This is a genomic window from Halomonas sp. PAMB 3232 (assembly GCF_031954225.1).
Taxonomy (GTDB): Bacteria; Pseudomonadota; Gammaproteobacteria; order Pseudomonadales; family Halomonadaceae; genus Vreelandella.
The window spans coordinates 3333190-3354725 of the sequence record NZ_CP134865.1; the positions used below are offsets into that span (position 1 = coordinate 3333190).

At 59.9% G+C, this 21536-nt stretch carries 20 protein-coding genes; 9 read left to right on the top strand and 11 right to left on the bottom strand.

The annotated features are described in order from the left end of the window. Positions 1 to 220: 220 nt before the first annotated feature. From RN346_RS15235 to RN346_RS15245, 3 genes are all read right to left on the bottom strand, one after another. Entirely contained in the window at positions 221 to 1414 is a 1194-nt protein-coding gene (locus RN346_RS15235; RefSeq protein WP_311961617.1) for a DUF6575 domain-containing protein, read from the bottom strand. Further along, complete coding sequence (locus tag RN346_RS15240) at positions 1407 to 1823, bottom strand: hypothetical protein (protein WP_311961618.1); 417 nt, start codon at positions 1821 to 1823, stop codon at positions 1407 to 1409. The genes RN346_RS15235 and RN346_RS15240 overlap by 8 nt, the downstream gene beginning before the upstream one ends. Positions 1824 to 2193: 370 nt before the next feature. After that, positions 2194 to 2496, bottom strand: coding sequence for an antibiotic biosynthesis monooxygenase (locus tag RN346_RS15245; protein WP_311961619.1), 303 nt, complete (start codon positions 2494 to 2496; stop codon positions 2194 to 2196). Positions 2497 to 2574: 78 nt separating this feature from the next. Between RN346_RS15245 and RN346_RS15250 the strand changes: the two genes are divergently transcribed. From RN346_RS15250 to RN346_RS15265, 4 genes are all read left to right on the top strand, one after another. Continuing rightward, the gene (locus RN346_RS15250; protein WP_311961620.1) at positions 2575 to 4182 is read left to right on the top strand and encodes an FAD-binding domain-containing protein; all 1608 of its coding nucleotides are present in this window, start codon (positions 2575 to 2577) and stop codon (positions 4180 to 4182) included. A gap of 75 nt (positions 4183 to 4257) precedes the next feature. Further along, entirely contained in the window at positions 4258 to 4704 is a 447-nt protein-coding gene (locus RN346_RS15255) for an Rrf2 family transcriptional regulator (protein WP_311961621.1), read from the top strand. A 123-nt stretch (positions 4705 to 4827) separates the two neighbouring features. Further along, positions 4828 to 6000 (top strand): globin domain-containing protein, encoded by a 1173-nt coding sequence (locus RN346_RS15260; protein WP_311961622.1) that lies wholly within the window; start codon positions 4828 to 4830, stop codon positions 5998 to 6000. A gap of 41 nt (positions 6001 to 6041) precedes the next feature. Then, positions 6042 to 6395: a DUF488 family protein gene (locus RN346_RS15265; protein ID WP_311961623.1), complete on the top strand. Its 354-nt coding sequence runs from the start codon at positions 6042 to 6044 to the stop codon at positions 6393 to 6395. Between the two features lie 7 nt (positions 6396 to 6402). Here RN346_RS15265 and RN346_RS15270 read toward each other — a convergent pair whose 3' ends face one another. The 5 genes from RN346_RS15270 to RN346_RS15290 all read right to left on the bottom strand — a co-directional run bounded on the left by RN346_RS15270 (position 6403) and on the right by RN346_RS15290 (position 12495). After that, a complete protein-coding gene (locus RN346_RS15270; RefSeq protein WP_263585969.1) occupies positions 6403 to 6723 on the bottom strand; it encodes a carboxymuconolactone decarboxylase family protein in 321 nt (106 codons plus the stop codon). Between the two features lie 85 nt (positions 6724 to 6808). Continuing rightward, entirely contained in the window at positions 6809 to 8698 is a 1890-nt protein-coding gene (locus tag RN346_RS15275) for a diguanylate cyclase (protein ID WP_311961624.1), read from the bottom strand. Between the two features lie 76 nt (positions 8699 to 8774). Continuing rightward, positions 8775 to 10037, bottom strand: coding sequence for a sodium:proton antiporter (locus tag RN346_RS15280; protein WP_263585967.1), 1263 nt, complete (start codon positions 10035 to 10037; stop codon positions 8775 to 8777). A gap of 185 nt (positions 10038 to 10222) precedes the next feature. Further along, positions 10223 to 11110 (bottom strand): carbon-nitrogen hydrolase family protein, encoded by an 888-nt coding sequence (locus RN346_RS15285; RefSeq protein ID WP_311961625.1) that lies wholly within the window; start codon positions 11108 to 11110, stop codon positions 10223 to 10225. Between the two features lie 11 nt (positions 11111 to 11121). Next, entirely contained in the window at positions 11122 to 12495 is a 1374-nt protein-coding gene (locus RN346_RS15290; protein WP_311961626.1) for an APC family permease, read from the bottom strand. Positions 12496 to 12776: 281 nt separating this feature from the next. On the opposite strand from RN346_RS15290, the gene RN346_RS15295 reads away from it, so the two are divergent. Beyond that, positions 12777 to 13601 carry a helix-turn-helix transcriptional regulator gene (locus RN346_RS15295; protein ID WP_311961627.1) on the top strand — a complete coding sequence of 275 codons (825 nt, stop codon included), beginning with the start codon at positions 12777 to 12779 and terminating at the stop codon, positions 13599 to 13601. A 66-nt stretch (positions 13602 to 13667) separates the two neighbouring features. On the opposite strand, the gene gabT is transcribed toward RN346_RS15295, so the two are convergent. Genes gabT through RN346_RS15310 form a run of 3 tightly spaced genes read right to left on the bottom strand, consistent with a single transcriptional unit; the run spans position 13668 to position 17843 of the window. Next, positions 13668 to 14939, bottom strand: coding sequence for a 4-aminobutyrate--2-oxoglutarate transaminase (gabT, locus tag RN346_RS15300; protein ID WP_311961628.1), 1272 nt, complete (start codon positions 14937 to 14939; stop codon positions 13668 to 13670). A gap of 11 nt (positions 14940 to 14950) precedes the next feature. Further along, a complete protein-coding gene (locus tag RN346_RS15305) occupies positions 14951 to 16402 on the bottom strand; it encodes an NAD-dependent succinate-semialdehyde dehydrogenase (RefSeq protein WP_311961629.1) in 1452 nt (483 codons plus the stop codon). A 25-nt stretch (positions 16403 to 16427) separates the two neighbouring features. After that, positions 16428 to 17843: an APC family permease gene (locus tag RN346_RS15310; RefSeq protein ID WP_263585961.1), complete on the bottom strand. Its 1416-nt coding sequence runs from the start codon at positions 17841 to 17843 to the stop codon at positions 16428 to 16430. 232 nt (positions 17844 to 18075) lie between these two features. Between RN346_RS15310 and RN346_RS15315 the strand changes: the two genes are divergently transcribed. The 4 genes from RN346_RS15315 to RN346_RS15330 all read left to right on the top strand — a co-directional run bounded on the left by RN346_RS15315 (position 18076) and on the right by RN346_RS15330 (position 21455). After that, on the top strand, positions 18076 to 19518 hold the full coding sequence (locus RN346_RS15315; RefSeq protein ID WP_311961630.1) for a PLP-dependent aminotransferase family protein: 1443 nt from the start codon (positions 18076 to 18078) through the stop codon (positions 19516 to 19518). 25 nt (positions 19519 to 19543) lie between these two features. Further along, positions 19544 to 20200 (top strand): lysozyme-like domain containing protein, encoded by a 657-nt coding sequence (locus tag RN346_RS15320; protein WP_263585959.1) that lies wholly within the window; start codon positions 19544 to 19546, stop codon positions 20198 to 20200. 9 nt (positions 20201 to 20209) lie between these two features. Further along, positions 20210 to 20950 carry a sulfite exporter TauE/SafE family protein gene (locus RN346_RS15325; RefSeq protein WP_263585958.1) on the top strand — a complete coding sequence of 247 codons (741 nt, stop codon included), beginning with the start codon at positions 20210 to 20212 and terminating at the stop codon, positions 20948 to 20950. 118 nt (positions 20951 to 21068) lie between these two features. After that, positions 21069 to 21455 carry a hypothetical protein gene (locus RN346_RS15330; protein WP_263585957.1) on the top strand — a complete coding sequence of 129 codons (387 nt, stop codon included), beginning with the start codon at positions 21069 to 21071 and terminating at the stop codon, positions 21453 to 21455. Positions 21456 to 21536 lie beyond the last annotated feature (81 nt).

Consider the following 21536-nt stretch of genomic DNA (forward strand, 5'->3'; position numbering starts at 1 on the left):
TCAGTGGTATGCGGTAGCGTTTGTTGGACTGAGTCGCACCCAACTTCGTGGACACTTTCAAGCTTTTCAGAAGTAATCATATACTGTTTTTTTAAGCTAAAAAAATTCAAAAATCGAAGCTGTTAACGCCTTTCTTACTAGTCTGTTAAGTGGCTCTAGCTTGTGATAAATTTGCGAAGCAAAACACAAGCTAGCAGCGCGTAATTCGGTCTGCGCACAGCTATTTGGTAACTGGCTCTAACGCAACGAGAGCCCACTTTGTATATTCAGCACCAGATGAAAAATTTGTTTCGATAATTTTTTTTAAAGTGACGTTATATATTCCATTAATTTCTGAGTGTCTTATCGCCTCCAAGGACTCGTCTACAATTTTTCCGCTATAGTCTTCATTGTCATTTAAATGACGTACTCGATACCGCTTAGTCTTGGTATCCAAACCTAATAGCTCAGCCCTAAAAACAACTGATTCAGACATATTAATGTCTATTTTGCTAACCAAGTCGAACGCTTTTTTAATTTCTTGTTTAGAGAGCAACAAAACGCGACCACGCTCGCTGTTAGGTGAACCCCAATGCAGCCTCATAGGAGAGTCTAGCTTCGCAACCTCACCTAGAAAAGAGCGATATTTAGATGCAACCCTACCCTTCAATTCGTGAAGTTTATTGCTGATATTATCTTCACTATCTCTTGATTCGATTAATTTTGTTAATTCTAGAAGAACATCGGATGCCAATGAGCTATGAAACAAATCTGATGTTGACTTTGATTTTAACTGTAATCCGAACGAACCTTCAAAAATTTGTGTGGCTCTAAACTTTGTTGCTTCGAGGATTTCAGTAGGGATCGCACCCTTTAAAGTTATATCACCCTTACAATATTGGCCAAGTGCGTTAGAGAGCTCTTGAAACGAAGTAAGTATACCACCTAAATTTTTTGCATCAATTTCAGGGAGCTTAGTATCCCAAGGATAAAAATGAAGGTTATATGTTTCTCTTCTTGAACTCACTGCCGCAACATCTGCATCAACAACTCCAAGACCAATATTAAAACTTTCTTCAGATTCTAAATAAGCAGCCTCATCTGGTAAATCTTCTAGAGGGATCTGCTCTGGAAAGATATGACGCACAGTTGACTCACCGGAAAAGCTCGATTCCACTTCAAAAAGGTAACCATCTTCAGGAGAAAGAAAAGCTTCCCTAAGCGCAATTCCTTTGTTCACAATAGTAGAGAGTCTATCTACTGACACAGGTAGATACAGCCAATTGAAGCTTTCATAATCATCGAACACAGATAATGCTAGAAATTTTGTGCCAGAGTTATTTGCACAAGCGAAGAGTCGGGGAATATCATAAAACTGGAAAACTGCTTCAATGCGAAGCTTTCCTAGTATAGTATTATTTGGAAGGTTAAGCATGAGCCACCTTCGAAAAATCTATTGGTATAAATATTTCAGCCAAGTCTTGGGCGCTAATAAGTGGCCATAATGTCTTGTGATTATAAGTATTTTTCGAAGGGGTAGGAGCGATTACACCTGACTTCGAATCTAGTTCGCCGATACAAAGCTTCTTTTTCTTAAGCGCAGGCACCAATGATATTGCTGTTTTGCAATCTTCCTCTGACGTATAGACGGACAACCCTCTAGCTTGGCAGGCTTTTTGACCCCAATTCTCATCGGGTTTTAATTCATAATAAGATAGAAAATCCCTATCTTTTGGATTAGCTCTATTGGTAAACCTATACACTAAGCCCAATACATCTTCCGCATCTTTCGGGGGGCATTTCTCAGGATAATGATCTGGCCACATTGAGAATTTCTCTTCCATTTTAAACAATTTTTATACGACAACACGGAGCTACCATTACCACTAACAGTGATTATATACTCAGCTTCATAACCTCAATAAACGCTCCGACGCGTTTATTGAGGTTATGAAGCCCGCGCATAAAACATAAAGCATTGATTTAAATATTTTTGACCAACAAAAAAAAGCTACCAACTCCCTATTCGCGTGGCTACTGTTTTGCCCGGTTCAACCATACCTTATCGACAAACTTACCTTAGGTCACGCGTAAATTCGATTACAGCCCTAAACCATAGGTCGCAGGCCTGCACTCACCAATTTTTAGGCAGGCCCCACACAACACTGCCGCTCGTAAGCGGCAGCATCGGACACGTGGTTTCAAAGGGAGGCGTTAAAGCACCACCTCATACCCCTCAAACTTCGGCGGCCCCAAGTAAATCCCTTCCGGCGACTTGGCATTGGCATGCGCCTTACGAAACGCCTCGGATTTGGTCCAGTCACGAAAGGCGTCCTCGCTCTCCCAAATGCTATGGGAAATAAACACAGTATGGTCGTCCTGCTTCTCACCCTGGAGCATCTTGAATTCCTTGAAGCCGGGCACTTCCTCGAGGTGCGAGTCGCGGTTGCGCCATACCTCGAGAAAATCCTCTTCCCGGCCCGGGGCGATACGAAAACGGTTCATGGCGATGTACATGGGCTTGCTCCTTGAGGGATTGTGACCAACGCTTGATGGTAACGCTACGACCCGGGCACGGATAGCCCAAGGAGACCCATGGCTACTGCCGGTATTCACGTGGTGTGGTTCAAGCGCGATCTGCGCGTTCACGACCACGCCCCGCTCACTCTCGCCGCCGAGGCGGGTTGGGTGCTGCCGGTGTTCGCCATCGAGCCCGGCCAGTGGCAGGCGCCGGATAGCGCCCTGCGCCACTGGCAGTTCGCCGCCGACTCGCTGGTCGATTTGAAGGCGGCGCTGAGCGCGCGGGGGCTGCCGCTGTGTATCTGGGAAGGCGACGTGCTCGCGCTGCTCGCCGCGCTGAAGGCGCACTACGGGGCGCTGACGCTCTACTCCCATGGGGAAACCGGCAATGCCTGGAGCTATGCGCGCGACGTGGCGGTGGGTGAGTGGTGCCGTGCTGAAGGAGTAGTGTGGCACGAACACCGCCAGGTGGGCGTAGTGCGCGGGCTGAAAAGCCGCGTGGATCAAAGCGCCTGGGAGGCGCAGTGGGAAGCGCTGATGCAGGCCCCACCCTTTAAGGCACCCGCGAGCGCCCAACCCGCTCCCGGCTGGGCGGCGTTTCATCACCGGCCGGTGGAAGAACTCCCTACGCTCACGCTGGGTGTCGACACCACGCCCTGCCCCGAGCGCCAGCGCGGTGGGCGCCGCGCCGGGCGCGCGCTCTGGTGTGGCTTTATCACACAGCGCGGCGAGCGCTACCGGGGCTCGATCTCCAAGCCCCTGAGGGCCGAGGTGCACGGCTCGCGGCTGTCGCCCCACCTGGCCTGGGGGACGCTTTCGATGCGCGAGGTGGTGCGCTCGCTTCGCCACCAGCGCGAAAAGCACGCCGAGAAAACCCGCTGGGCGCATTCGTTACGAGCGCTCGCCTCGCGGCTGCACTGGCACTGCCATTTCATTCAAAAGCTCGAAAGCGAGCCAAGCCTTGAGACCCACACGCTGCACCCGGCGCTCAAGGGGCTTCGCGAGCGCGACCCGCAGCATCCTCGCTTGCTGGCCTGGAAGCGCGGCCAGACCGGGGTGCCGCTGGTGGATGCCTGCATGCGCTGTCTGATCCATACCGGCTGGATCAACTTTCGCATGCGCGCGATGCTCATCTCGTTTGCTACTTTCGGCCTCGGCCTTCACTGGCGGGAGCCTGGCCTTCACCTGGCGCGGCTGTTCACCGATTTCGAGCCCGGCATCCACTACCCGCAGATCCAGATGCAGTCCGGCGCCACCGGCTTCAATACGTTGCGCATCTACAACCCGATCAAGCAGGCCGAGGACCACGACCCGAGCGGTGAATTCGTCGCCCGCTGGGTACCGGAACTCAACGTGCTGCCCGTCGAGTGGCGGGCCAAACCCTGGGCGCTGCCGGAAAGCCTGCAAACGCGCTACGCCTTCATTCCCGGCGAACACTACCCGATTCCATTTGAGTTCGAGGCCGAGGCGCAGAGGTGGAAAACGCGCATCTTCGAGATGAGCCATACGCCAGAGGCGAAAGCGATCAGCCAAACGCTAATGGCCCGGCTTGCCAGCCACCGCCGCCCCAGTGCCCGGCGCGGGCGCGCCAAACCCGTCGATCATCGCCAGCTGGCGCTGTTCGAGCAGGCGAGCGCATCCGCGAACGCCGGCGTCTCGCCCAATGATGAAACGCCGCTTTGACCCGACATGCGTAAGTGATTAGGCTACGGCCTCCCCTCTTGATGCCCCGTGTGGGGCTAACGCCAGGCGCCCGCCATGCAGCTAACCCGGTTCACCGACTACTCGATTCGCGTATTGATCTATCTGGCCGTCAAGGGTGAGACGCGCGCGACAATCGGTGAAATCGCCGAAGCCTTCGATATCTCGCGCAATCATCTGATGAAGGTGGTTCACGAGCTGGCCCAGAAAGGCTACGTCACCGCGATTCGCGGTAAAAACGGCGGGCTGTTGCTGGCCAAGGATCCTGCCACCATCGGGCTTGGGGCGCTGGTGCGCGATACCGAGCAGGACATGGGCCTGGTCGAGTGCTTTCAACAGGGCAACGGCTGCACGATCACCCCGGCGTGCCGGCTCAGACCCATTCTGGGCGAGGCGCTCGGCGCCTTTCTCGCCGTACTCGACCGCTACACCCTGGCCGATGTGCTCGATGGCCACGCGACGGAACTCGCCGGGCTGCTACGCATTCCCGCCGCCCACGTTTGAACCCAGCCTTTCGCTAATGCACCGGCTCTTGATCTGGATCAAGAGGCGGCGAGCGTCATGCGTTGAGCTTTGTTGGCACGCCTTATAAGATATATTTTAAATACATCTTATAAGGAGCACGCCATGTTGAGCCACGAGCAGGAAGCCCTGATCGACGCCACCGCCCCCGTCGTTGCCGAACACCTCAACGCCATCACCAGCCGGTTCTACCCGCTGATGTTCGAGCGCTACCCGGAGGTCAGGGTGCTGTTCAACGAGGTGCATCAGCAAAACGGCAGTCAGCCGCGGGCGCTGGCCGGCGCGGTGCTCGCCTACGTACAGCTTCGAGGCAACCCGGCCAAGGCGCGGGCCGCACTCGATATCGTGGTCAGCAAACATGTCTCGCTGAACATTCTGCCCAAGCACTACCCGATCGTCGGCGAGTGCCTGATGGCAGCGATCGGCGAAGTGCTGGGAGACGCGCTTACCCCGGAGATCGCCGATGCCTGGGGCGCGCTCTACAATGAGCTGGCCGCCCTTCTGATCGATCTGGAAGATCAGCGCTACCGCGAGTTCGAAAGCCGCCCCGGCGGCTGGCGCGGCGCGCGGCGGTTCAAAATCGCCCGCACCCATCAGGAGAGCTCGGTCATCCGGTCGTTCGTTTTCGAGCCCGAGGATGGCGGCCCCGTGGCAGCCCATGAGCCCGGCCAGTACATTGGCGTGCGCGTGATGATCGACGGCGAGCCGGTTTATCGCCACTACAGCCTATCGGATTTGCCCAACGGCAGAAGCTACCGGATCTCCATCAAACGTGAGGAGCAGGGCCGCGTCAGCCGTCACTTCCACGATGTGTTAGCGGTGGGCGACACCCTGGAGCTTTTGCCACCGGCCGGCGATCTGACGCTCATCGAAGGAAGCGAGCCGCTGCTGCTGGCCAGCGGCGGCGTGGGCCAGACGCCGCTTCTACCCATCGCCCGCCAAGCGCTTCTTGATGGCCGCCGGGTGGTGTACCTGCACGCTGCGATCGACCGCGACCACCACGCGTTTGGCGACGACGTCAAAGCGCTCAAGCGCGACTACCCGGAGCAGCTCACGGTGGCCAACGTGCTCGAACGCGGTGAAGGGGTCGAGCACATCGGCCGGATCGATCGTGACCTGCTGGCCCGCTACCTGCCGGGGCCCAGGGCGCGCTGCTACTTCGTCGGCCCGCAGGGCTTCATGGCCGCCGTGGACACCGCGCTGGCGGGGCTGGGCATTGATGATAGCCACCGCCACTTCGAGCACTTCGGCCCGGCCAGACCGCTGGTGGCCGCCTGACGCCGGGCACGCAATCAGCCTTTATCTACCAGGGAGGCAACATGGCAAGGATCGCACTAAAACGCGCCTTCGATGCGCCGCAGAAAGAGGATGGCTACCGCGTGCTGGTGGATGGTCTCTGGCCGCGCGGCGTCAAAAAGCAGCACGCCCACATCGACGAATGGCCGAAGGAGATCGCGCCCAGCCGTGAATTGCGCGAGGCGTTTCACGACGGCTCGCTCGGCTGGGGGACGTTTCGAACGCGCTACCTCAAGGAGCTGACCGAGCACCGGGAAACGCTCAGGTCGCTTGCTCAGCGCGCAAAGCGGGAAACGGTGACGCTGGTGTTCGCCTCGAAAGAGACGCGCACCAACAACGCCGTGGTGGTGCGCCAGTACCTGAACATGCTGGGCTAGCGGCGGATCAGTTCGCGTCGGTGATATCGGTGATCCAGGTCAGCGCCGCTACGGCAGCGGGAAAGCCGATGGTCGGCACCGCCAGCATGGCCACCTGCTTGAGTTCCTCGGCGCTGATGCCCTCTTCGAGCCCACGGCGCACGTGGGAGTGCACCGCGCCTTCGGAGCGGTTACCGACGGCCAGCGCCAGCTTGACCAGCCGCCGGCTTCGCGCCTCCATCGGCCCGGCCTCGGCGCACGCCTTACCGAGCGCGGCGTAGGCGCTCCATACGTCGGGGTATTCGTCGGCGACATCGCCGGCACCGGAAGGAAGTTTTCGTGACGTCATGGCGCGCATCCTCATGCAACGAAGTATGCGCTCAGTATAGGCGCCGGCCTTGACGATGCCAGGCCGGCGCCCGCCTCGCCAAGGCTTACTTCGCAGGCAGCATAGGGTTGTCGTCGAAAAGAGTGCTGCTAATGGGCCGCAAGCGCTCTTCTCTCTCCTGGCGTACAGAGAGAACAACGCGATTCCGTCCCTGAAGCTTTGCCTGATAGAGCGACTTGTCGGCCTCTTCGGCAAAGGTGGGCAAAGTGTCATCGAGATGGGCTAACCCCGTGGCCACACCAATGCTGACCGTGAACCAAATCGGCTCTCCGGTCGTTGCTACGATCAACTCCGCGATGGCCGTTCGAATTCGCTCGGCCATCGCCTCGGCCCTTTCGCTTGAGAGGCCATAAAATACAGTGGCGAACTCCTCCCCACCGAGGCGCCCGGCAAACGCATTGTCCCCCTGGCAGTAGTGAACCAGCGTTTTACCCACCAGGGCCAGGCACTCATCGCCGACGTTGTGGCCATGGGTATCGTTGATCGCTTTGAAGTGATCGATATCGATCATCAGAAACGCCAGTGGTACGCTCTTCTCAAGGCTAAGCTCGAGCGCTTCATCGAACTTCTCCTCGAAACCGCGACGATTATTGAGGCCGGTAAGCGGGTCGGTGGTACTCAAATGCAACAGTTCCCGATTGGCCTCCTCCAGCTGACGAGTGCGCAAGGCCACCTTCTTTTCGAGCACCTTCGTGTTTTGCTCTTGCACTACCAGAAGTGCTTTTTGAGCTTCCATTCGAGAGGCTCTTTCACGACTGATACGCTCTGCCAAGGCAATGGATAGCAGCAGAAACTCCAGAATAAAGCCAAGCAGTTGGGCCGCACGTATAGCGAAGTTCATGGATAAAACTCCGCTCATTGCCAGCATTAGAAAGAAGGTGGATGTCACCAGACATAACCACGCAATGAAAAAATAACCGGCAGAAACATTGCCCCGCTGCCATATGATGAACGCAATACCCAACATCACGATACATGTGAGAGCGCCCGCCTCTTCTATAAAGAGCTCATAGGCATACTGCGGGAACAATAGAGATACCAGAACGACGCTCGACCAGTAAAAGATAATCATATTGATGCAGCGCTCAAGCCAGCGCCCTTCGCTTTTGATGTTCAAAAACTGACGTTCAAAAACACAGGCAGATAAAAACGCTAGACCAATCGACAGGAAATCCACGCGCAGATTGAACCACGGCCACTCCGACCACAGAAAATAGGAGCCGTAGCTGTAAATACTCCCTACATAAAGAATGATCGCCGCCAAATAGCAGCAGTAATAAATATAGGAACGATCACGAATGAAAATAAACAGCGACGCGCTGTAGAGCATCATGACCAGCATGGCACCGAAGAAAGCGCCCATACGCAGATAGTCATAAAGCGCTTCACGATGGAACGTTTCACGGTCGACCATTCGCATGGGAAGAATCAGGGGCAGCTGACTCTCCAAGCGCAAATAAACCTCGGCAGGGCCCGAGGGTAGTGTGATGGGCAGAGCCAGCACGGGGCTTGCGATACCTCGCTGGGAATGCTCGATGAAATTGCCGGTGCGAACCGGGGCCGACCATTGGCCGTTTGCACGGTCGAACACTCGCGCTTCGATCAGGTGGTAGCTCCAGTCGACCATGAGCAAACGCTCTAAAGGCTCTGGTGAGCGGTTCTCCACCCGAAAACGCACCCAAGCACCCTCTGACCGATTTCCCAGGTTAAGCGTAGGCTTTTGATTGGATTGCCATCCACCTGCACGAGCGGCATCTTCTGCTTCTAAAAAGCGATGGTCATTGGTACCTGTCAGATACTCAAGCTCATCGGCCAATCTGCCCGTCAGGGCATAAGAATCGAACTCATTGGTGTTTGTCCAAATAGAAAATAAACTGATATATCCAATCAACACGATGGCCAAGGCCACCACAAGACCGGCAAGGAATCGCTGCATTCGCTAGCCTATTTTAACAGAGATTAACCTTTTATCGGCGGCTTCACGCCGGTCTTGAGGGCCCAGGTGTCAGGGGTTACCCGCGGCTGCTCCAGCGAATCACCTTCCCCATTGAAAGCCCCTGGACGACGATCGAGAACACCACCACGCAGTAGGTCAGCGTCAGTACCAGGTTTCTCAGATCGCCCTCGGGCAGCGACAGCGCCATGGCCACCGAAATACCGCCGCGCAGCCCGCCCCAGGTGAGAATCCGGATCGTCCCGGGTGATTGCTCCCTGACCCGCTTGAGCGTGCCCATGATCAAGGAGACGCAGAAGCCGCGCGCGCCGACCACGACAGGAATCATCAGTGCGCCGGCCAAAAGCCAGGCGCGCTCGATGGGCAGAATCAAAAGCTCCAGGCCGATCAAAAAGAACAGCACCACGTTGAGTATCTCGTCGATCAGCTCCCAGAAGGTATCGACGTTTTCACGGGTTTCATCCGACATCGCGAACTGTCGTCCGTGGTTGCCCACGAACAGCCCCGCGATCACCACGGCGATGGGCGCGGACAGGTGCAGGCCGTCTGCCAGGGCGTAAAGCCCCATGGCGAGCGCCAGGGTGATTAGCACCTCGACCTGATAGTTATCGACGCGCTTGAGCATCTGGTGGGTGGTATAGCCCACGGCGCACGCCAAAAGCAGCGCCCCGCCCACCTCCTTGAGCAGTAAAAAGCCGACCGCCGCCGCGTCGATCGGCGAGCCAAGGTGCGAGCCCTGCTGTGCCCCGTCGAGCCCTGCGAGCTGTAACAGCACCATGAACACCACCACGCCCAGGCCGTCGTTGAACAGCGACTCTCCGCTGATCTGGCTTTCGAGCTGCTGCGAGACACCGACGGATTTCATGATCGCGACCACCGCAATGGGGTCGGTCGGTGAGATCAGCGCACCGAACAGAAGCGCGTGCATGAAAGGAATTCCGAGCCCCATCCAGCCGAGTATCCACCAGGCAAGCGTTCCCACGATGAACGTGGACATCAGCGTGCCCACCACGGCGAGTAGCCCGATGGGCAGCCACTCCCGGCGCAAATGGTCGAACTTGACGTGAATGGCGGCGGCGAACAGCAAAAACGCCAGCAGCCCGTGCAGCACTACCTGGTCGAAGTCGATGCGCGCCACCAGAGCGGTGGCTTCATCGCGAAGGCCGTCGTTATAGGGGCTGATCAAAATCAGCGCGAGCGAGCCAAGTAGCGCGACCAGCATGACGCCGATCGTCGTCGGCAGCTTGATATAGCGGTAATTAAAGTAGCTCGATACGGCGGCGAGCGTGATCAGTACGCTCACCAGAGAAAACAGGCTCATCGGGGCTCCCGGGGATTTAAAACGGTGACGATCCCATAAAATGACGCCCGGCCGGGCGTCATTTTCAGGAGAACTAATATAGCCTTAAAAAGCGAGGCCCGCCCCCGCCGCAGGCAAACGCTTGCGGTGGGGGCGGGCTATCGATACCACCACGATGGGCGCAAGCTCACCTTTTAACAAAGGCGTTACGCGCGATGTGCCCACTTGCCAGGGTCCAAACGGCCTTCGTACATGGGTAGTTCAAGCACCGGATCATCGTCTCGAAATTGAGACCACATACGGTTCAAGCCCGCTGTTCCGAAGGTTCGCACGCGTTCGACCTCCTCCAGGTTGAGCACGTCGGTCAGCGTTCCCGCCGTGGCGCCGGGCATGCGTGCTCGAATACGACCTTCCGGGTCCACGACCAGGCTCTGCCCTTCCCCTGAAGGCGTCGCGGCATTGACGCTCACCATGTAGACCTGGTTGAAGATGGCGTTGGCCTGAACGAGGATCTGTTCCTGAGCCCGGTCGCAGGTGGTCGTGGCGACCTGGTTGATGATGACGTCGGCCCCCAGCCACGCAAGCTGGCGTACCGTTTCGGGAAACCAGATATCGTAACAGATGGCCAGGCCTACACGGCCGATGCCCGGCACGTCGAACACCTCCAGGCGACTCCCGGGCCGGTAGGGTTCAAAGGGGCGCCAGGGAAAGCACTTGCGATAGGCGGCAACGCGTTCGCCGTCGGGCGAGTAGACCGGCGCCGTGTTATAGAGGTACCCGTCGCTGCCGCGCTCACACACCGAACCGGGTAGCAGCCAGATCCCCAGATTGCGCGCGATGCGTGACAAGTGCCGGTCGCGGGGGCCGTCGATCGGCTCCGCCGCGGCTTCCAGTTGGCTCTTGCGCTGTTCGGGAGTGCCCGAGGCGCTGCACAGGTGCATCTCAGGATAGACCACCATTCGGGGCTGCTCGAAGTCGGCGCCGAAATCGCTGAGCTGCGCGGCGATTTCGGCTTCGAACGCCTGGAGCTCGGCGTCACTGCCGTGCAGGCGAGCGACCTCCTGCATCATTAGTATCGGCAAGTATCGGGCCATGGGGTGCCTCCTTAGCGAGCGTTTGACGTCTCGGTGTGTGCCGAGCCATCCGAGTCATCGAAGTCTACCTCGGGAGGCGGCTGTCGAAAGCCTCGGGTCAGATAGATCAATTGAACCAGCCCGATGGCCAGCCAGATGGCGCCCAACACAAAGGCATTGCTGTCCAACTGGCTCATCAGCCATAGGTTGACGCCGGCACCCACCAGAGGGATCAGCATGCCCTTGACGACCCCGTAGCGGTGCCTGGCGTCAGCGTCCCGGTTCACCATGAAGAGCACCGACAGATTGACCATGATAAAGGCGATGAACGCGCCGAAATTGATGAAGGAGGCGGCCGAGAGCACATCGAGGAACAGCGCGACGACACCGATGGCGCCGGTCAGCACGATATTGAATACCGGCGTACGAAAGCGCGCATGAAGCGCACCGAACAGGCGGCGAGGCAAAACGGCGTCGCGGCCCATGGCATAAAGAAGCCGCGAAGCGCTGGCCTGAGCGGCAAGCCCCGAGGTGAACTGGGCCAGCACCAGCCCGGCCAGAAACACGGCGCCGAAAAGATCTGCCCCGATCATTGTGGCGATTTCGAAAGCAGCGGAATCGGCATTGATGAACTCACTACCTGGGTGTACGAGCTGGGTGGTATAGCCTACCAGCACGTAGATACCGCCGCCGATCAGCGCCGTCAGCATGATGGCGAGTGGAATGTTGCGCCGGGGCTCGATGGTCTCCTCGGTGAGCGTCGTCACGGCATCGAATCCCAGAAAAGAGTAGGCCGCCACGGCAGCCCCGGCGGCGATCGCCGTAAAGCCGGCGTTATCGCCCAAAAACGGCCCCATGCTGAACAGTGAACTCGCACCGCCGGAGGAGACGACGTGGCGCACCGACAGCAGCACGAAGAAGACGATCACCAATATCTGAAAAACCATCAACAGCGAGTTCACCCGGGACGCCATCTTGATCCCGTAAACGTTCAGGCTCGTGGTGATGCCAATGAAGCCCAGCAAAAATAGCCAGCTGGGGACCTCGGGAAAGCGCGCATTGATATAGGCCGCACCGATCAGCCAGATCACCATGGGCAAAAAGAAATAATCCAGCAGTACGCTCCAGCCCACCATGAAACCGACGCGGGAATCGATGGCCTTGCGTGTATAGGTATAGGCTGACCCGGCGATCGGATAGGCGCGCGCCATGATGCCGTAACTGTAGGCAGTGAACAGCATGGCGATGGTGGTGATCAAATACGCGGTGGGCACTGCCCCTTGACTGGTACTGGCAATGACACCGAACGTACCCAGCACGATCAAGGGTGTCATGTAAGCAAGCCCAAATAGCACTACCGCCTTGAGCGATAACGTTCTTTCCAGCTTGATATTATTATCTATCATGATGTGTCTCCTAAAGGCATCGTCAACCATACCGGCGCGTCTTGCGACCGGTCGTCACGACGTTGTTGCCAGGTCATCCGCTTTGGCTTGCCTGACTTGCTATCATTAGGGGCATGGCACTCGATGGCCGTCTGCCTGGCTCCCCTGCCAGACGAAACGGCCTCGTACCCACCCGATAAAGAAGGTAGGGACAGCGCACCGCTACGTATATAACCCCAGGGGGGTATGGGAACAGGGGTATGAGAACAGAGGTATGAGAACAGAGGCATGGAAACAGTGATGTGGAGCGAGTGACGCAGAGCAAACGCGATCAGCAGCTGGCCGATACGATCATGGCGCTGTCCGCCCCGGATTTTACGAGCCACTTTTCTGGCTGGGTCAAGCAGCTGGCAGCGTTCGATAATCTGATCATCATCGCCTATCAGGGAGAGCGACGCCCCGACGTGCTGTACCGGGAGTGCGTCGATCCGGTGGTGTATCAACAGATGGATAGCCACTACCTGGAAGGCGCCTACCTGCTGGATCCGTTCTACCGCGAACACCTCAAAGGCGGCGTACGGGGTATACGCCGCCTGGCCGACGTGGCGCCGGATCGTTTCTGGCGCACGCACTATTACGAGCACTACTACCGCCAAACGACGCTACTCGATGAAATCGCGATTTTCGCGCAGCTTAACGATGACGTGACGCTAAACGCCTGTTTTGGAAAGGATCGCTCGAGCAATCAGCCGTTTAGCCCGTCAGAGCTGGCCGCCCTTGGCCGCCACGAACACACCCTGGCGGGGCTTCTCAGCCGCCATTGGCAGCACTATCGACCGGAAAGCGCCCAACAAGCTCCGCCCTTGCCGCTCGAAAAACGCCTGCGAGAAGCGCTTTATCAGCAGCGCGGCATCCAGCTGAGCCCTCGGCAAGCGGAAGTGGCGCTTTTCATCCTGCGTGGCCACTCTTCGCTTTCCATCAGCCTGCACCTTAATGTCAGCCTGCAAACGGTCAAGGTGTTTCGCCGTCAGCTCTATGCCAGGTGTCGCATTTCCTCCCAGGCAGAGCTGTTTGCACTGTTAATGCCGTTCTTCGCTCAGCTGACGTCATCGATTTCGACACCATAAAAAAGCCCGCCCTCGCTCCAGGCGAGTGCCTGTAGCGAGCGCGGGCTCAGTCAAAACGCTCGTGGTTTAGCCGAGCGTCTCCAGCGAGGCCTCGATGATGGAGAGGCCCTCTTCCAGCACGTCACTCGATACCGTTAGCGGCACCAGGATGCGGATGCTGTTGCCGTAGAAACCACACGACAACAGGATCAGGCCCTGCTCGCGCGCCTTGGCACACAGCGCGGCAGTGGCGGCGGGGTCGGGCTTGCCGTTTTCATCGACGAGCTCAAATGCCGCCATCGCGCCAAGCTGGCGGCCGTGGGCCACGTGAGCAAAGCGCGCTTCCCACACCGCAAAGCGCTCGGCGAGCATGCGGCCCATCTGCTCGCTGCGCGCGAGGATGTTCTCTTCTTCGATCGTCTCGATCACCGCCAGCGCCGCCGCGCAGGCCAAGGGGTTTCCGCTGTAGGTACCGCCGAGCGAATTGGGGCCGGAGGCGTCCATGACGGCAGCGGTTCCCACGACCGCGGAGAGCGGCATGCCGTTGGCCAGGCTCTTGGCGGTGGTCAGAAGATCCGCTTCGACACCGCTGTGTTCCAGCGCAAACAGCTTACCGGTACGCGCGAAGCCGGACTGCACTTCGTCGGCGATCAACAAAATGCCGTGCTCGTCGCACAGCGCGCGAAGCGCTTGCAGGTACTCCGGTGAAGCGATGTAGAAGCCGCCTTCGCCCTGGACCGGCTCGATCACGATGGCCGCGGTGCGGTGCGGGGCGATGTCGGTCTTGAACAGCGTGCGAAGGGCCTCCAATGAGGCCTCTTCGCTGATGCCGTGGATCGGGTTCGGAAACGGCGCACGGAAGACGTCGCCGGGCATCGGGCCGAAGTCGTTCTTGTAGGGCAGCACCTTGCCGGTCATGGCCAGCGTCATCATGGTGCGCCCGTGGAAGGCGCCATCAAACGTGATGATACCGGTGCGGCCAGTGGCGGCGCGGGCGATCTTCACCGCGTTTTCCAGCGCCTCGGCGCCGGTGTTGACCAGCATCGCCTTGCGCTCAGGGCCGCGTACCGGGGTCAGCTCGCAAAGCTTCTGGCACAGCTGTACGTAGGGCGCATAGGAGATCACCGCGGCGCTGGTGTGCATCACCTTCTTGAGCTGCGCTTCCACCGCGGCGACGATTTTCGGGTGGCGGTGGCCCAGGTTCAGCACGCCGATGCCGCCGGCGAAGTCGATCCAGCGCTGGCCGTCGGCGTCCCAGATTTCCGCGTTTTCGGCGCGCTCGGCGAACTGAGCGGTCGGGGTCGCGGCGCCCTTGGCGACAAAACGGTTTTTCAGCTCGTTCAACTCGTGGTTCGTCATTTCAACTCCTCTTATAGACCGCCGACACAGACGTATTTCAGTTCGGTAAATTCATCGAGCCCGTGGTGCGAGCCTTCACGCCCAAGCCCCGACTCCTTCACGCCGCCAAAGGGCGCAAGCTCGGTGGAGATCAGCCCTTCGTTGACACCGACCATGCCGTATTCGAGCGCCTCCATGGTGCGCCAGATGCGGCGGTAGTCGGTGGCGTAGAAGTAGGCGGCCAGGCCAAACGGCGTGTCGTTGGCCATGGCAATCGCCTCTTCGTCGCGCTCGAAGCGAAACACCGGCGCGACCGGGCCGAAGGTCTCTTCAAAGGCCACGGCCATCTCGGTGGTCACGTCCGCCAGCACCGTGGGCGTGTAGAAACGCTCGCCGGCCTCACTCACGCTTCCGCCACACACCACGCGAGCACCCTTGCCTTGGGCGTCGCTGACGTGGCGCTGCACCTTGTCGACCGCCGCTTGGTTGATCAGCGGGCCAATGACGCTGCCGTCCGCCAGGCCGTCGCCGACCTTCAGCGCCTGAACGCGAGCGGCGAGCTTTTCGACGAAAGCGTCGTAGACGCCGTCCTGGACCAGAAAGCGGTTGGTGCAGACACAGGTTTGCCCGGCGTTACGGAATTTCGAGGCGATGGCGCCGTCGACCGCGGCGTCGAGATCCGCGTCATCGAAGACGATGAACGGCGCGTTGCCGCCCAGCTCCATGGCGGTCTTCTTGACCGTGCTAGCGCACTGGGCGAGCAGGCGTTTGCCGACCGGCGTGGAGCCGGTAAACGACACCTTGCGCACGCGCGAATCCGTGGTCAGCACCTCGCCCACCTCAGCGGGTTGGCTGGCGGTGACCACGTTGATGGTGCCGGCGGGCAGCCCCGCCTCAATTCCAAGGTACGCCGCGGCGAGTGCCGTCAGCGGCGTGGCTTCGGCGGGCTTGATCACGACGGTGCAGCCAGCGGCCAGCGCCGGAGCGCACTTGCGGGTGATCATCGCCAGCGGGAAGTTCCAGGGCGTGATGGCGGCCACCACGCCGACCGGCTCGCGCGTGACCAGAATCCGCTTGTCGGCGGCGTGGCCTGGCAGGGTTTCGCCGGCCATGCGCTTGGCTTCTTCGGCGAAGAACTCGATGAACGAGGCACCATAACCCACTTCGCCTTTCGCCTCGGCCAGCGGCTTGCCCTGCTCGAGGGTCATTAGTCGGGCCAGGTCGTCGGTATGCTCGATGATCAGCTCGAACCAGCGGCGCAGAATCTTCGCGCGCTCCTTGACCGGGGTGGCGCGCCAGGCGGGGCCCGCCTCATACGCCGCCGCGACGGCCTCTTCGGTGTCGCGACCGCCAAGCTCCGCGACGCGGGCGATGGTCTCACCGGTGGCCGGGTTGTCGACGGCGAAGGTTGACTCACCCTTGCGCCACTGCCCGCCGATGAGCGCCGGGACGCTGTCGTTCAACCATTGATCGATAAAGCTCATGAAGTGCTCCTGAATGAATGAAACGTTACAAGTCGTCCAACATGTGACGGTCGCTGTAGGCGCGCCCATAGGTGCGCAGCGAATAGACGTACAGCGCCAGCCCTAGAACCGACCAGCCGGCAAAAATGATCCACTCGGCGCCGGTGAGCGCGGCGGGGCTGCCCGGCAGGTAAAGAAACGCCATGGCGAGTGACATCAGCACGGCGGCCACGCCGCAGGGCATGCCGAAGCTCACGCGAAACGGGCGCGGCATGTCCGGCTCGCGCACCCGTAGCACGATGAAAGAGATCGCGACGAACAGGTAGGCGATGACGATGCCCAAACCACCGGCATCGACGATCCACACCAGCGCCGGGCGACCGAAAAACGGCGCGATGCAGGAGAGAAAACCCATCAGAAAGACGGCGTTGGTCGGCGTCTTGTAGCGCGGGTGCAGCTTGGCAAAGGTCTGGGGCAGCATGCCGGCGGAGGCCAGGGCGTAGATCGCCCGCGAGCCGCCGATGTAGAAGGCGTTCCAGCTGGTAATGATGCCCGCGATGCCGGCCAGGACCATCAAATTGCTCGCCCAGTCGGCGTCAAACAGCACACCCATGGCTTCCGGCACGGTCAAACTCGCGTTTTCGAGTGCTGCGCTATCAAGCATCAGGCTGGTGCCCAGAATGATCAGCGAGTACCAGGCCACGGCCAGCAGCACGGAAAGCATCAGTACCTTACCGATCGCCTTGTAGGGCAGGTTGATCTCTTCGGCGGCCTGGGGGATGACGTCGAAGCCGACGAACAGAAACGGCACCATGACCAGCACGGCCATGATACCCGCGGCCATACCTGCCTCGCCGGAAGCGAACAGCGGCGTCATATTGGCGGTGTTGCCCTCGAAAAGCGCGCCGGTGATGAACATCACACCCACCACCAGAATCAGCCCGGTGACGACTTTCTGCAAAAGCGCGGCGGTGGTCACGCCGAAGTAGTTGACCATCATCATGATGAGCGAGCCGCCCACGCCGACCGCCACCCAGGTCGCCTTCACTTCCCAACCGGCAATGGTCCACAGATGGCCCACGGCGTAGTTGGGCGCGATGTATTCGACCACCGTCGGCAGCGCCACGGCTTCGAACGCCACCACGCTCAAATAGCCCAGAATGATCGCCCAGGTACACAGAAACGAGGCGCCGTGGCCCAGTGCCCGGTAGCTGTAAACGTGTTCGCCGCCGACTTTCGGCATCGCCGAGGCGAGCTCGGCGTAGGTCAGGCCCACCAGCAGAATCGCGATGCCGCCCACGATGAAGGCCAGAATGGCGCCGAGACTACCGGCGGATTGAATGGCGGTGCCGGTCAGTACGATCCAGCCCCACCCGATCATGGCCCCGAAGGCCAGTGCCAGCACGTCCCCGCGTGCCAACACGCGAACAAGCTTTGCCTGTTCAGGAGTTGATGTCGTCATGATGGTATCTTCCCAGGAGTGATTGGTTGTTGTGTGAGCGTGGCGCATTGTTATGACAGGGCGCCCCCGCCCATTCGGCGAGGGAGCGCTCTTTAGTACACGCTAGCAGGCAAAACCACCCAAGCGAATGGACCATTGCACGGTTGGACTAGACCACTTTTATCGAACGTGTGATAACGTTCTGATTTGTTGGTGACATAGCGCGTTGGATAAAAGCGTTGAAGGAGCGTCCATGACCGTCCAGGAAATGCTCGAGCAGTTTGCCGAGCTCTACCAGGCCCAGCCCGGGCGGCTCAACAAACAGGTGCGCATCGAGCAGGCGCTGCGCCTGGCCATTACCCAGCGCTGGAGCCAGGGCAGCCGCTTGCCCTCGCACCGGGCGCTTTCTGAGGCCGCCGGCTGCGCACGCCAGACCATGGCTCAGGCGATCGAGACGCTGCGCGGCGAAGCGTTATTGAAGACCGCTCACGGCCAGGGCACCTGGGTGCGCAAGCCGCCGTTGGCGCCAACTCCCAATCCGCTTTCCGCACCGCTTTCCCGGCGCGCCCGTCAGGTGCTCGGCGCCCCCGGGTCGAGCCGTATTCAAAGCGGCGCCTTCATGCCCGGCATTCCTGACATCGCCCGCTTTCCGATGCGCCGCTGGCGCCAGCTCTATGGCAGCGTCACGGTGGCGCAGAACGCGCTGCTGCTCTCCTACTCCACCGGCGGGTACGGGCCGCTCAAGCGCGCGATTCGCGATTTTCTCGCGCGCTGGCGCAACATCGACTGCGACGTGGATCAGATCATCATTACCGACGGTACCCACAACGGCATCGAGCTGTGCGCCATGGCGCTGACCGACGTCGGCGACACCGTCGCGATGGAGTCGCCCTGCTACTGGGGCGCGCGCAACATCTTCACCGCCGCAGGACTTGCCGTCGACATGCGTGCTTGGCACCCAAACGACGGCTATCGTTTGGAGCGCCCGGGCGGGCCGGTGGCGCTGGCGTACCTGACCGGCTCGCACCACTACCCGCTGAGCATGCCTGCCAGCGCCCGGCACAAGCGCGCGTTTTGTGAAGCGCTCCAGCCCGCCTACGTGGTGGAGGACGACTACGAGTTCACCAGGGATGATCACACCGAGCTTCTGTTCGATCCCGGCTCGTCGCGCCATTTGCTGGTAGGCTCGTTTTCCAAGATGATGTTTCCGGGCCTGCGCCTGGGCTATCTGGTAGTGCCACACCACCTGGCAGAGCCGATGAACCGGCTGAGAAGCGAGCTTTTTCGCGAAGGCCGCATGCTAGACCAGGCGGTGCTCGCCCAGTTCATATTCGACGGCGACCTGGACAGCTGGTGCCGACGCATTCAGCGCGACTATCTGGGCCGCCAGCAGGTGCTGCACGACCAGCTTGAGCGCCTGCCCCGGGTCAAGCGCGTCTCACCGCCGAGCAGCACCATCAGCCTGTGCGTGGAGTTCGAGCCCGGGGTGGACGACGTCGCCATCGCTCAGGCGCTTTTGAGAGAGCACCTCATCGTGCGCCCGCTTAGCCCGGTGTGTGCGCCAAATGATGCCCGCTCGGGGCTGGTCATGGGGGTGGGCATGCTCTCCGGCGATACGCTGAGCCGCGAAGTTCAGCGCCTGCGCCACCACCTGGCCGCGCTGCTGCGCCAATCCAACACGCCAGAGAAACGATAACATCAGGGATCGAACAGGAGACGCCATGCGTCATTTACGTACAATGAGCGACGCTTACGCGCGCCCCCTTTGGGCACTTTGCGCGCTGCTTACGCTTTCAGGCTGCGCGGCGTTCGCCCCCAGCCCGCCGCAGGATCAGAGCAACGTGTGCGAGATCTTTCGCGAGCAGCCAAGCTGGTACGACTACGCCCGCGACTCGGAAAATCAGTGGGGTACGCCGATCGCCACGCAAATGTCCTTCATTCAGCAGGAGTCCTCGTTTCGAAGCCACGTGCGCCCGGACCGCAAGTACTATCTCGGCTTCATTCCCGGCCCTCGGCCCTCGTCGGCCAAGGGCTACGCCCAGGCCCAGGACCCGGTGTGGGGCGAGTACCGCGATCAGGCCGGCAGCCTCTTTGCCCGGCGTACCCACATGAAGCATGCCACGGACTTCATTGGCTGGTACAACGCCCGCACCCGCGCGCAAACCGGCATCTCGCTGCAAAACCCGGAGCATCTTTACTACGCCTACCACGAAGGCGCCGGCGGCTATCAGCGCGGCACCTATCGCAATAAACCCCACGTACTGCGCGCCGGGCGTCAGGTCGCGAGCCGCGCGGGGCGCTACCAGTCCCAACTCAACGCCTGCGAGGCAGAGTTTCAGTGCCGCAAGTTCTACCAGGTATGGCCTTTTTGCCGCTAAGGAGTCTGCATGGCCGTTTTGATCGGCGCCCTCTTCGTCGGCGTGGTCTTTTGTACGTCGCTTCTATCCGGCATTTTCGGCATGGCCGGCGGGCTGGTACTGCTCTGGTTTTTGCTGCTGATCTTTCCCGCGGCCTCCGCTATGGCGGTGCACGGGGTGATTCAGCTCACCGCCAACGCCTCGCGCGCGTGGCTTTCCCGGCGCTTCATTAACTGGCGAGTGGTGGCGCTGATGGCCGGCGGCGTGGCCGGCGCGGCGGGGCTGCTGCTGTTATTCGACTACAGCCCCGACGCCGCCACGGTATCGATTTTGATCGGGCTTTTACCGATTCTGGTCTGGGTACCCAAGCGCTGGTTCGCGCTCAACGCCAACCGCGCAAGCCACGCGCTCGCGTGCGGGCTGGCCTCCGGCGGGCTCACCATCGCCGCCGGCGTTTCCGGGCCCTTGATCGACATCTTCTTCGTGCGCTCGGACATGGACCGCCGCCAGGTGGTGGCCACCAAGGCGATGATTCAGGTCGTCGCCCACAGCATCAAGATTCTGTTTTATCTCGGCTCGGCGCTCGCCCTCGGCGCCGGCGACTGGGCCATGGTGGCGCTGGCCGCCCCCTTTGCACTGTTAGGCACCCAAACCGGCACGCGTATTCTGCACCGCTTGACCGACGCCAACTTCCGCGCCTGGACGCGCTGGATCGTGACCGCCATCGGCGCGTTCTATTTGATTCAAGGCGTCTATCTGCTGACGGCTTGAAGCGGCGCATGACTCCCCCGCCCCGTCATTGACACGATGACGGGCACACGCTATCGTCTCGCATAAATACAAATGAGAAACATTTTAATTTAACCGAGTCGCCCGCAGGAGAGCCCGCATGAAACGGTGGAGTGTACCCAGGGATCAGCGCCAGCTTCGCCAGAGCGTTTTGTTGCTGCGCACTTCTTTTGAAGCGATGCAGCACTCGATCGCCCCGCGCCTTGAGGACCCGCTGCCCTGCTGGCTCGATACCGGCACGCTTTCGATGCTCGCCGGCGAGCTTGCCCGCGTTAGCGAAACGGCCAAATCGACGCTCCCGCCCGAGGCCCACACCAGGCTCTGCCTGGCCGCAAACCAGTGCGAGCTGCTGCTCAAACAGTGCCCCGGCGTTTTGAGCAGCGCGTTTTGTCATCGCCAGCTCGGCGCCATCGTCCTTACCCTTAACGCCGCACTTTTGAGCGCGGCGGCGCCGGCACCCAAAAAGCGCTGGTTCTGGTCATCTTGATTCCACGCTAGCGGCCACTGGTAAGATACGCCTTCTTCGCCCGGCGCCCGAGTCGATCGGCCGCCTTACACGACACCCGCG